The 11,881-nt window shown below is 62.2% G+C and carries 11 protein-coding genes and 1 pseudogene; 5 read left to right on the top strand and 7 right to left on the bottom strand.

The window, feature by feature from the left end; all coding sequences use genetic code 11:
• Positions 1 to 546 precede the first annotated feature (546 nt).
• Positions 547 to 868 (top strand): annotated as a pseudogene (locus TU79_RS25205) (hypothetical protein); the annotation flags it as partial.
• Positions 869 to 922: 54 nt separating this feature from the next.
• Positions 923 to 1,858 (top strand): LysR family transcriptional regulator, encoded by a 936-nt coding sequence (locus tag TU79_RS10585; protein ID WP_057007933.1) that lies wholly within the window; start codon positions 923 to 925, stop codon positions 1,856 to 1,858.
• Here the strand turns inward: TU79_RS10585 and TU79_RS10580 are convergent.
• From TU79_RS10580 to TU79_RS10555, 6 genes are all read right to left on the bottom strand, one after another.
• A complete protein-coding gene (locus tag TU79_RS10580; protein ID WP_003233981.1) occupies positions 1,855 to 2,778 on the bottom strand; it encodes a LysR family transcriptional regulator in 924 nt (307 codons plus the stop codon). The two genes, TU79_RS10585 and TU79_RS10580, sit on opposite strands and share 4 nt — an antisense overlap.
• 76 nt (positions 2,779 to 2,854) lie before the next feature.
• Complete coding sequence (locus TU79_RS10575; RefSeq protein WP_057007932.1) at positions 2,855 to 4,168, bottom strand: MFS transporter; 1,314 nt, start codon at positions 4,166 to 4,168, stop codon at positions 2,855 to 2,857.
• 73 nt (positions 4,169 to 4,241) lie between these two features.
• The gene (locus TU79_RS10570) at positions 4,242 to 5,120 is read right to left on the bottom strand and encodes an SMP-30/gluconolactonase/LRE family protein (protein WP_057007931.1); all 879 of its coding nucleotides are present in this window, start codon (positions 5,118 to 5,120) and stop codon (positions 4,242 to 4,244) included.
• A 63-nt stretch (positions 5,121 to 5,183) separates the two neighbouring features.
• Positions 5,184 to 6,116, bottom strand: coding sequence for a 3,5-dioxohexanoate:acetyl-CoA acetone transferase (kce, locus tag TU79_RS10565; RefSeq protein WP_057007930.1), 933 nt, complete (start codon positions 6,114 to 6,116; stop codon positions 5,184 to 5,186).
• Positions 6,117 to 6,182: 66 nt separating this feature from the next.
• The gene (locus TU79_RS10560; protein ID WP_057007929.1) at positions 6,183 to 6,971 is read right to left on the bottom strand and encodes an SDR family oxidoreductase; all 789 of its coding nucleotides are present in this window, start codon (positions 6,969 to 6,971) and stop codon (positions 6,183 to 6,185) included.
• The gene (locus TU79_RS10555; protein ID WP_057007928.1) at positions 6,968 to 7,690 is read right to left on the bottom strand and encodes a GntR family transcriptional regulator; all 723 of its coding nucleotides are present in this window, start codon (positions 7,688 to 7,690) and stop codon (positions 6,968 to 6,970) included. The genes TU79_RS10560 and TU79_RS10555 overlap by 4 nt, the downstream gene beginning before the upstream one ends.
• 215 nt (positions 7,691 to 7,905) lie before the next feature.
• On the opposite strand from TU79_RS10555, the gene tcuC reads away from it, so the two are divergent.
• A complete protein-coding gene (gene tcuC / locus TU79_RS10550; RefSeq protein WP_057007927.1) occupies positions 7,906 to 9,210 on the top strand; it encodes an MFS transporter in 1,305 nt (434 codons plus the stop codon).
• Positions 9,210 to 9,968 (top strand): substrate-binding domain-containing protein, encoded by a 759-nt coding sequence (locus tag TU79_RS10545; protein WP_057007926.1) that lies wholly within the window; start codon positions 9,210 to 9,212, stop codon positions 9,966 to 9,968. The genes tcuC and TU79_RS10545 overlap by 1 nt, the downstream gene beginning before the upstream one ends.
• Here the strand turns inward: TU79_RS10545 and TU79_RS10540 are convergent.
• Entirely contained in the window at positions 9,960 to 10,862 is a 903-nt protein-coding gene (locus TU79_RS10540; protein WP_057007925.1) for a LysR family transcriptional regulator, read from the bottom strand. The two genes, TU79_RS10545 and TU79_RS10540, sit on opposite strands and share 9 nt — an antisense overlap.
• Positions 10,863 to 11,028: 166 nt before the next feature.
• On the opposite strand from TU79_RS10540, the gene TU79_RS10535 reads away from it, so the two are divergent.
• A complete protein-coding gene (locus tag TU79_RS10535) occupies positions 11,029 to 11,880 on the top strand; it encodes an STAS domain-containing protein (RefSeq protein ID WP_057007924.1) in 852 nt (283 codons plus the stop codon).
• The last annotated feature ends 1 nt before the right edge of the window (position 11,881 follow it).

Below are 11,881 nucleotides of genomic sequence, written 5' to 3'. Positions count from 1 at the left end.
AAAAAGGAAGGAAAGTATTAATATCGTGCATAAGAACGCCGGTTTGGTAGATGTGTTTGCTCGCACGAACATCATCAATCAAATCGGCGTTCTTGTTTCTGTCTTTCCCGGGATTCCGTGAAGAACCATTTTTTTCAATGGCCCTGGCGCAGCACTTCCCCATCTACCACTGACACAACACAGGCAAAAAATGTGGGAGGGGGCTTGCTCCCGATGGCGGCGGGTCAGGTGAGACTTCTTGGGCTGACACACCGCTATCGGGAGCAAGCCCCCTCCCACACTTTGACTGGCGGTGGGTCAGTCAGCATGTTTTCAATCGCCCTGGCGCAGCACTTTACCGTCTACCACTGACCCAACACAGGCAAAAATGTGGGAGGGGGCTTGCTCCCGATGGCGGCGGGTCAGTTGAGACTTCTTGGGCTGACACACCGCTATCGGGAGCAAGCCCCCTCCCACACTTTGATTGGCGGTGGGTCAGTCAGCATGTTTTCAATGGCCCTGGCGCAGCACTTTACCGTCTACCACTGACACAACACAGGCAAAAATGTGGCAGGGGGCTTCTGCGGCCTGATCCCTCAAGCCCCAGCCGTTGAGTCTGTTAGGGCCTTGCCTGCTCGGCCTGGGCATCGGTGGGCTGTTTCCGATGAGCCTGATCCTCGTCATGGACCACCTCGACCATTTGGGCAGTTTCACGTGTGCCTGGTGGTCGCTGACAGCGGTGGTCGTGGTGATGCTGCTGATGGTCACGCGCTTCAATCCACGGCACTACGCCCGGCATACGCTGAGGTCGTGTTGTGGACATTATTTGTCCCACGACAAACATAGAAACGCCCTACAGAACTTTCTATTGGCACGACCGTTCCGTTAAGCTTTTGCACTGTCGTGTACTGAATTCGGTACCGAAGGTTTGCGGACGGAACCGATGCTAAACAGTAACTTGCTCAGAAAACTCGATATGCAGGACCTGATGGTGTTTATCGCCGTCTACGACCAGAGCAGCGTTACCGACGTGTCTGAAACGCTGTTCGTCAGCCAGTCCACCGTGAGCTACAGCTTGAAGAAACTGCGCACCAGTTTCGAAGATGAGTTGTTTATCAACACCCGCGCGGGCATGCGTCCCACGTCCAAGGCCACGACCATGTACGGCCATGTGCAGAGGATCCTCGAAAGCATCAACCTGTGCCACGCCGGCGACCAGCCGTTCGACCCTGCGCAAAAGGCCGTGACGTTCAACGTGTGCGCCCCGGAATATTTCGAGCAATTGATCCTGCCGCGCCTGCTGAAGGACTTCGACCGCGCCGACCTGCCGGTGATCGTCAATGTGCAGCGTCTGGAAACCGACATCCCCGCCGACGACTTGCGCGATGGCCGCCTGGACCTGGTGATCTGCTTCGGCCCGCACTTTCACCGTGCGCACAAGGACTTCAAGACCCAGATGCTGCTGGAGGACGACCTGGTGTGTGTGTTCGACAAACGCGCGGCGCCGCCGGAGCCGGCGTTCAGCCTGCAAGCCTTCGTGGCCCGGCGCCACGTGTTCCCCACGCCGTGGACCTCGGCCACCAACATGATCGACGGCTGGCTCGCGCGCCAGGCCCACAAGCGCCAGGTGGTCGCGCGCGCCAACAGTTACAGCGCCGCGTTGAAGATGATCAGCGGCACCGACTTCATCGTTACCCTGCCGCGTCGCGTGCAGAAGCTGCTGGCTCCCGCCACGGTCTTCGGCCACTGCGAGGCGCCGAGCGGTCTGCCCGGGTTTACCCTGGATATGCAGTGGAAGGAAGCCGGCGCGCAGGACGGCGCCAACAGCTGGTTTCGCGAGCAGGTGGTCAAGGCCTGCGCCGACCAGGGCTTGCTCTAGAGCGGCGCGGCCAAGCCGCGATCGCTCATGAACGCTTCCAGCCGCGAGCGCACCCAGCGCTCGGCAGGGTCGGTGTCCACGTGGCTGAGCCAGACCATGGACAGGTCCAGGGTTGGCGTCTGAAACGGAAACGGTTCGCAGAACAGCTTGCCCGACACCGCCATGGCTTCGGCGGTGTAGTCCGGCAGGCTGGCGATCAGGTCGGTGCCGGCCAGCAGCGCCGGCAGGGCGCTGTACTGCGGCACCGACAACACGACCTGGCGCTTGCGGCCGATTTCCGCCAGCCACTCATCGGCAAAGCCCGCCACGTTGGCGGTGTGGGACACCAGCACATGGGGGCGTGCGCAATATTCGTCGAGGGTCAACGGCGTTTGCGAGGCATCGGCGCGCAGGATGCGCGGGTGGATATGGCGCAACAGCTTGCGCTTGGCATTGGCCGGCAGGCCACGGGTTTGGGTGATGCCGACGGTGATGTCGCCGGACGCGAGCAGGTCGGGAATGCGCCAGTAGTCGACGTGCTGCACCACAAACACCACCTGCGGCGCCTCCTGGCGCAGGCTGCGCAGCAACGGCGGCAGCAGGCCGAACTCGACGTCATCGGACAGTCCGATACGAAAGGTCATGGTGCTGATGGACGGGTCGAAATCGTGGGTCAGGCTCAAGGCCGACGATAAGGAGTCCAGGGCCGGCGACAGGTGCTGGATGATTTCTTCGGCACGCGCCGTGGGCTCCATGCGGTGGCCCACGCGAATGAACAGCGGGTCATTGAACAAGGTGCGCAAGCGGTTGAGCGCCGAACTGATGGTCGGCTGGCCAAGAAACAGCTTCTCGGCCACCCGCGTTACATTGCGCTCGAGCATCAACGCTTCGAAGACCACCATCAGGTTGATATCGGCCTTGCGTAATTCATTGCGATTCATCGGCGCCTGCCCCCTTCCCCACGACAAGCCGCAGTGTAGAAAGCGCGGGGGCCGGCGTCTATGTGCAGGCGGCGAATCAGGCCGCACGCACCGTCTGGGGCCGGTGGGAAAACAGTTGCAGCAGCGCGCCGCCCAACGCGCAACCGGCCATCACGAAGAAGCACACCGTGTAGCCGTGCAAGGTGGTCCAGCCACCGCCCATGGCGATCAGACTGCCCATCAGCACTGGCGCCAGGCCGCCGCCGATGAACATCGCGGTGGTGATGATGCCATTGGCGGTGGAGGTGGCGGACGGCTCGGCCGAGTCGCAGGCCACCGCGTAGTAGATCGGCCACACCGCGTTGGCCACCAGGCCGAACAACAACTGCACGACAATGATCAGGGTGAGGGTGTTGGCAAAGTAGAACGCGCCGACACTGGCCGCCATCCACAGCCCGCAGATGATCAGGGTGGTGCGCCGGCCGATCACGTCCGACAGCGAAGGCCACACCAGTTGCCCGAGAATGCCGGTGAGGGTGAACACCACACTCATCCCCGCCGACTCCGCCAGCGACAGCCCGACGATGTTGTAGAGGTACGCCGGCAGCACGATGTTCACGCCCATGTACACCACTTGGGTGAGCATCGTATTGCCCGCCGTGAGGGCGATATTGCGGTTGCGCAAGGTAGCCACAAACGTGCGCCAGGCTTCGCCTTTTACCGAACTGGCCGGGGCGTTGTCCGGTGGTGTCATGCCTTTGGCGGCGATGTCGACGTACAGCGCGGTGATGCGCTCGGCGGTGGAATAGCGCGCCCAGAAAATCATCAGCGGCAAGGCCACGACAAAGGCGAAAAAGAACACGTAGCGCCAGTTGTCCTCGCCGAATACGGTGATCACAAAGCTGGCGACGATGCCACTGAGCATGGCGCCAATCGGGTAGCCGGTATGGTGCGCGCCCAGGGCAAACCCGCGCCGTTCCACCGGCCACCATTCGGCGGTGTTGCTCACGCCCACCGGCTCACCCCAGCCCGCGCCCAGGTTGACGCCCACACGCAGCGCAATGAAGGTGGCAAGGTTGCCGCTCAACGCCTTGAAGCCGGAAAGGAACGAGATCGCCGTGTAGCCCAGCACCAGCGGCACCTGGAAGCGTGCACGTTTCCAGCCGCCACCGTAGCGGTCGCTCCACATGGAGCCGGGGATATCCAGCAGGGCCAGAGCCAGCATGACCACCGTGGCGACGGTGCCCCATTGGTCGGCGGACAGATCGAAATGCTTGGAGATGGTCGGCCCCAGGCGCAATACGATTTCACGGTCGTAGGCGTTGAGGATCCAGATCATCCAGCACACCAGCAGCGATACCCAGGAATGCCGGTGAATGTTGCGCAGCGACGCTTTTTTGATAGTTGCCATGGGCCTCTCCAGGCGCGCAAAGGCGCGCACTGACACAAGATTGCGAAGGAATTTGCCTTGTCACACACACGCGCTAGCTGGCGAACCGTCGCTCGTCTATTCCTTGCACGCCCAACCCGGTAACGGCGAACAGCGCGCCGCGCTGCTGACCGTCCGCCGGAAAACGCGGCAGCGGCGGTCTGGCCATTGACGTCACAAACAGGGTGTCGAGGTTCGGCCCGCCGAAGGTCAGGCTGGTGACCTTCTTCACCGGCATCGCGATGACCCGGTCGACGTGGCCGTCGGGGGTGTAGCGCACCAGTTTTCCGGCGTACACCAGGGCTTGCCACAGGCAACCTTCGGCGTCGACGGTGCAGCCATCGGCGGCGCCGCCGCCGGACGTGTCGACCTTGGCGAAGGTGCGCCGGTTGCTCACGTTGCCGGTGGCCAGGTCGTAGTCGTAGGCCCAGATGTCGCCGGACCAGGTATCGCAAAAGTAGAAGGTCTGGCCGCACGGGCTCCAGCAGGGGCCGTTGGACACGATGATGCCGTCGTCGAGGGTGTGCAGGCTCAGGTCGGCGTCCAGCCGGTAGAGTCTGGCGCTGGCGCTGTCTTCCCGGGTGTCCATGGAGCCGAAAATAAAGCGGCCCTGACGGTCGACCTTGCCGTCGTTGAGGCGATTGTGCGGCAAGTGCGGCTCCGGATCGCAGACCAGCGTCAGGTCGCCGGTGTGCATGTCCAGGGTGTGTATGCCGTTTTGCAGCGCGACGATGGCCGTCTCGCCATTGTGACGCAGGGCCATGGAGCCGATCTTCTGGCCGACGTCCCAGGCACGCAGTTCGCGGCCATCGTCGGTGCAGCGCAGAATCCGCCCGTCGACGCTGTCGATCCAGTACAGCCGTTGTTGTTCGACGTCCCACACCGGGCCTTCGCCCAGGGTGGTCTTGACGTCCACAAGTACTTCGATACGCATGGTGATCCCCTTATTGTTGTTGTGCGGGACTCTGGCCGCGCCATGACGCGGCCGTTTGCTGGATTAAAAGTTGACCTGGTCGCGCCCCTTGAGCCCGAGGATTTCCCGCGCCTCGTCCGGCGTGGCGACGCGGTGGCCAAGGGCTTCGATCACAGTGCGAATGCGCCGCACCTGGTCGGCATTCGACGCGGCCAATTTGCCCGGGCCGTCCCACAGCGAATCCTCCAGGCCCACCCGCGCATTGCTGCCCATGGACAGGCCCATGGTGGCCAGCGGAATTTGCCCACGCCCGGCGCCGAGGATCGACCACACGTAGTCGTCGCCGAACAGTCGGTCGGCGGTGCGCCGCATGTGCGCCAGGTCTTCCGGGTGGCCGCCGATGCCGCCGCGCAGGCCGAACACCGACTGAATGAACAACGGCGGCTTGAGCAGACCGCGCTCCAGAAAGTGCGCGGCGGTGTAGAGGTGGCCGATGTCGTAGCACTCGATCTCGAACCGCGTGCGGTTTTCAGCGCAGGCGTTGAGGATGTGGGCAATGTCGCGAAAGGTATTGCGAAAGATGCGGTCGTCACTCTCTTCCAGGTACGGCCGCTCCCAGTCGTGCTTGAACTCGGTGAAGCGGTTGAGCATTTCGTACAGGCCGAAATTCATCGACCCCATGTTCAGCGAGGCCAGTTCGGGCTTGAACTGCATCACCGGTTGCAGACGCTCTTCCACGCCCATGGTGGGCGCGCCGCCGGTGGTGATGTTGATCACCACGTCGCTGGCGGCCTTGATATGCGGCAGGAATTGGGCGAACAGCGCCGGGTCCTGGCTGGGGCGGCCGTCGACCGGGTCACGGGCGTGCAAATGCACGATTGCCGCGCCGGCATCGGCGGCCCCAAGGGCGGCGTCGGTAATTTGCTGGGCAGTGATCGGCAAATGCGGCGACATCGACGGCGTATGAATGGCACCGGTCACGGCGCAGGTAATGATGACGGGGCGTTTTTTGGACATGACGATTCTCCGACTTTTATTCTTATGAAAAAAATCCTGGTCCGGCGCGCTGGATTCTTCCGTGGCTTACAGGTACTCGACGTTACCGTCGACACTGATCGCCTGGCCGGTCACATTGCGGGCGGCGGGCGAACAGAGAAACAACGCCATGGCCGCGACGTCTTCGGCGGTGACCATGCGTTTGAGGGAAATCTTGTTGAGGTATTCCTGGCGCATCGCGGCCTCGGGCACGCCGACCTGTTCGGCACGGGCGCGGATCACGCCGTCCATGCGCGGGCCTTCGACGATGCCGGGCAGCAAGGCGTTGACGCGGATATCGCTGGCACCCAACTCCGCGGCCAGGGACTTCATCAGGCCGACGATGGCCCACTTCGTCGCGGCATACGGCGTACGCCACGCGTAGCCAAGCCGCCCCGCCACCGAGGCGATATGCAGCATATGGCCGTGGGACGATTGCTTGAGCATCGGTACTGCGTGGTGGGCAAAGCGGTATTGCGCGGTGAGATTAATGTTGATGGTGGCTTGCCACTCGGCGTCGCTGATCGAGTCAATGCCGCCGGTGGGCCCGGCAATGCCCGCGTTGTTGACCAGCACATCGAGGCCGCCGACTTGCTCGCGCTGCACCTTGAACACCGCCTCGATCTGCGCGGCATCGCTGACATCGGCACAAGTGGCCAGTGTGCCCGGGTATTTGGCGCGAAACGCCGCCAGAGCCGGTTCGCTCACGTCACACACATGCACTTGGGCGCCAGCTTCCAGATACGCCGCCGCCAACACCTCACCGATCCCGGCAGCCCCGCCGGAAATCAACACTCGCAAACCGGGATAAGGCTGCAGCCGTTGTAAGACACTCATGCGCGTTTACCTCCAGAAACAGACGACCGCGAACGGTCGTTCTTGACGAGCAGTCGCGCGAGGGAATCGGCGGCCTGCATGATGTCATCGGTCACTGCCGCGCGGGCGCCGGCGCCATCGCGGGCAGCCAGGGCCTCGACGATGCGCGTGTGCGCCTCCATCGAACGTTGCAGGTGGGCTTTATCCGGGGCGACCAGCGCAAAGCAGGGGCCCATGTGCAGCCAGAAATTTTCCACGGCGGCCATGGTCAATTCGGCCTGGGCCACCGCGTAGATACGCCGGTGGAAGGCAAAGTTGGTCCACAGGTAACGCGACACGTCGACTTCATCAGCGGCGTGCTGCATCTGCTGACAAAGGTCTGTGATCTCTGCGAGGTCGGCCTTTTGCAGCAGCAGCACGGCCTTTTCCGCGAGCAGGCCTTCAAGGGCGACCCGCGCATCGCGAATTTCGCGCAGGCGCTCGACCGTCATCAGGCGCACCCGCAGACGAGAGGTTTCGGTGACTTCGAAGGCATTTTCGGCGCTCAAGCGTTGCAGCGCTTCGCGCACCGGCATGGGGCTGGAGCCGAGGGCTTCGGCCAGACCGCGAATGGTGAGCTTCTGGCCGGGCTGGAATCGGCCACTCATCAGCGCTTCGCGGATCTGGCGATAGACCTGATCCTGCAGGGTATCGCGGGAGACCTGACGCAGGGTGGGAAGAAGGAGCGGGCCTTTGGCCATGGGGCAACACCTGTGTTGTCGTTCTTATGGCCTCAATATGTGATCACAAATCAAATATGTCAAATAGTTTCCGAAGTTGGCCCATACTTCAGATTGATAGCGAACACACATCAATCTATCCAAATTTGTCACTTATCATTTCTAAATGTGTCAGCCACTATCTCGGGTCTTAAGCGAAACAAGCACTTTAAAAAGAACGCTGGAGACACAAAACCATGACAAGCCCTTCCCGGCCCGCCACTGCCTCCTCGAAAGTTGGCGCGGTTTTTCGCGTTACTTCGGGCAACTTCCTCGAACAGTTCGACTTCTTTCTGTTCGGCTTCTACGCCACCTACATCGCTGCCGCGTTCTTCCCCTCCGCCAATGAGTTCGCCTCATTAATGATGACCTTCGCCGTATTCGGCGCCGGCTTCCTGATGCGCCCGCTCGGCGCCATTATTTTGGGTGCTTATATCGATGACGTGGGTCGTCGCAAAGGCCTGATCCTGACTCTGTCGATCATGGCCAGCGGCACCCTGTTGATCGTGCTGGTGCCGGGTTACCAGACCATCGGCCTGTGGGCGCCGCTGCTGGTGCTGCTGGGTCGTCTGCTGCAAGGCTTCTCGGCCGGTGCGGAACTGGGCGGCGTGTCGGTTTACCTGTCGGAAATGGCCACGCCGGGCCGCAAGGGTTTCTACACCAGCTGGCAGTCGGGCAGCCAACAGATCTCCATCGTGGTCGCCGCCGCACTGGGTTACGGCCTCAACGTGTGGATGGAACCCGCGGTGGTCGCCGATTGGGGCTGGCGCATTCCGTTCGCCCTGGGCTGCGTGATCATCCCGTTCATCTTCATCCTGCGTCGCAATCTGCAGGAAACGGAAGAGTTCGCCAACCGCACGCACCGTCCGACCATGCGTGAAGTGATGGCAACCCTGGTGAAGAACTGGACCGTGGTCATCGGCGGCATGCTGATGGTGGCCATGACCACCACCGCGTTCTACCTGATCACCGTGTACGCGCCGACCTTCGGCAAGACCGTGCTGCAACTGAGCACCTCGGACGCCCTGCTGGTGACCTTGCTGGTGGCGATCTCCAACTTTATTTGGCTGCCGATCGGTGGCACCTTGAGTGACCGCTTCGGCCGCAAGCCGGTGCTGTTGGCCATGACGTTGCTGACCGTTCTCACCGCTTACCCGGCGCTGTCCTACGTGGTCAACGCACCGAGCTTTGCGCACATGCTGGAAACCCTGCTGTGGTTCTCCTTCCTCTACGGCATGTACAACGGCGCAATGATTCCGGCGCTGACCGAAATCATGCCGGTGGAAGTGCGCGTGGCGGGTTTCTCCCTGGCGTATAGCCTGGCGACGGCGATCTTCGGCGGGTTCACCCCGGCGATCTCCACCTGGTTTATCCATATCACCGGCGACAAGGCCTCACCGGCCTACTGGATGATGTTTGCCGCGCTGTGCGCGCTGTGTTCGACCCTGGCGCTCTATCGTCGCGCCAACGCCCGCGGGCAAGTGATGCAAGGAGCTGTGTAATGAAATTTCTCTCTAAAACCCTGACCGCCCTGGCCCTCAGTGCCCTGGCGCTGACGGCCCAGGCCGAACAACTCAAGGTGATGACCTCCGGTGGGTTCACCGCTGCCTACAAATTGCTCGGCCCGCAATACGCCAAGCAAAGCGGCGACACCCTCGACACCATCCTCGGCCCGTCCATGGGCAAGGCGCCGGAAGCGATTCCCAACCGCCTGGCCCGTGGCGAACACGCCGACGTGGTGATCATGGTCGGCTACGCACTGGATGAGCTGATCAAACAGGGCAAGGTCGACCCGGCGTCCCGCGTGGAACTGGCGGACTCGCGCATCGGCCTGGTGGTCAAGGAAGGCGCGGCCAAGCCGGTGATCAACACCGATGCAGACCTGAAGGCGGTGCTGAGCAAGGCCAAGTCCGTGGCCTATTCGGACAGCGCCAGCGGCGTGTATGTCGAAAAAGAGCTGTTCAAGAAACTCGGCATGCCGGCCAAGGGAACAATGATCGAACGTGCACCAGTGGCCGAGCAGGTGGCCAAGGGTGATTACGAAGTGGGCTTGCAGCAGGTGGCGGAATTGTTGCCGGTCAAGGGCGTGACCTTTGTCGGCAAGCTGCCGGAAGACGTGCAATCGGTGACGCGCTTTGCGGCCGGTATCCCGGTCAACGCCGAACACAAGGATGAGGCCAAAGCGCTGCTCAAATTCCTCGCCTCCCCCGAGGCGCAACCAGTGGTGCAATCCACCGGCCTGGACTCGGTATCACGCTGACCGAAACGGCATCTCCCGCACCAACCGTTCCAACTCCAGCGCCGCTGGCGGCAATGTCCGCCCGCGGCGTTTTATCAAGCCCACGTTGCGCATCACCTGCGGCTCCACCAGCGGCACACTCACCAGAATCGGGTGCTCGCACGCCGGCATTGCAATCGACGGCACCATCGCCACGCCCAACCCCGCCTCCACCAGCCCGATCATCGTGGTCACGTGGTGGGTCTCGCAGATGCTCGGTTTTTTCACCCGCACCCCACGCAGGGCCTGGTCCAGCAGGAAGCGGTTGCCCGAGGTCTTGTCCACCGTGATGTAGTCGTGTTCGTAGGCTTCGGCCCAGCTCACGCTCTCGCGTTCGGCCAACGGGTGATCACGTCGGCAGGCCAGTACGTAACGCTCCTGCAGCAATAACTCGAACTCCACCTCATCGGCCAGGCTGCCGCTGAAACTCACGCCAAAATCGGCCTCGCCGCTTTCCACCGCATTGCACACCTCGCCGGCACTGGCATCGAGTACCCGCAGGCGAATCTTCGGATACAGCTTGTGGAATTCGGAGATCACGTGGGGCATGAAGTAGTACGCCGTGGACGGCACGCAGGCGATGGTCACATGGCCCATGCGCGTGGAGGCGACATTGCTGATGCCCATCAGCGCGATGTCGAGGTCGTCGAGCATGCGCTCGACCTGCGGCAGGAACGCGCGGCCAACCATGGTCAGGCTGACGCGGCGCGTGGTGCGCTCGAACAGCTTTACGTCCAGCGCCGACTCGAGTTTTTCGATGCGCCGGCTCAGGGCCGGTTGCGAGATGCGGATGGCCTCGGCGGCGCCGCGAAAGCTGCCCTTGTCCACCACGGCGCGGAAGGCTTGGAGGTCGTTGAGGTCGAAGTTGATGATCACGGGTCGGCTGCTGGCTCAAAATGAATCGCGATACTACCTTACAGGCACGGTTCACGCGCAGTCAGCCCGGCCGGGCGTTGCCGTTGGATTCACTGAAAAACGTTCCGAGCAATGCAATTTAGTATAAATTGCCATCACTTTATTCATGGCTTAAAGGAGATTACCCGTGGCAACTCTGCAGGCAAAAACGATCCAGGCATTGCAAGACAATCGCACTGACCTGCTCAACGAATGGACGCACAGCCTGGAGGCCACGGGCGCCACACGCAACCTCAAGGGGGACGACGTCAAGCAACAGACCGGCGAGTTCCTCAACCTGCTCGCCGACGCCCTGCATAACAGCGGCTCGCAAAACATCAATCACGAAAACTGGGCGCAGACCCGGCTGTTCCTGGAGAAACTGTCCCACAGCCGCGCGCTGATCGGTCAGGATTCCCAGCAGACCGCCAGCTTCATTTTCGCCCTCAAGGGCCCGGTGTTCGCCCTGCTGCAGCGCGAATACGCCAGCGACGGCGCGCACCTGGCCGAGCAATTGTGGGAAGTGTCGGAACTGCTCGATGGCCTGGGCATGCACACCATCCGCACCTTCCAGAAATCCCGTGAGGCGGTGATCAAGCGCCAGCAGGAAGAGCTGCTCGAACTGTCCACCCCGGTGGTCAAGCTGTGGGACGGCGTGCTGGCCCTGCCGATGATCGGTACGCTGGACTCGCAACGCACCCAGGTGGTGATGGAATCGCTGCTGCAGCGCATCGTCGACACCGGTTCGGAAATCGCCATTATTGACATCACCGGCGTGCCGACCGTCGACACCCTGGTGGCCCAGCACCTGCTCAAGACCGTTACCGCGATCCGCCTGATGGGCGCCGACTGCATCATCAGCGGCGTGCGTCCGCAAATCGCCCAGACCATCGTGCACCTGGGGCTCGACCTGCAAGGCGTGGTCACCAAGGCCAACCTCGCCGACGCCCTGGCACTGGCCCTCAAGCGTCTGGGCGTCAACGTCAGCAAGGCAGTCTGAG

Origin of the sequence: Pseudomonas trivialis, assembly GCF_001439805.1 — a bacterium.
Lineage (GTDB): Bacteria > Pseudomonadota > Gammaproteobacteria > Pseudomonadales > Pseudomonadaceae > Aquipseudomonas > Aquipseudomonas trivialis.
Note: the sequence above shows the minus strand (reverse complement) of the source record. Positions and strands in the feature narration are given on the sequence as shown.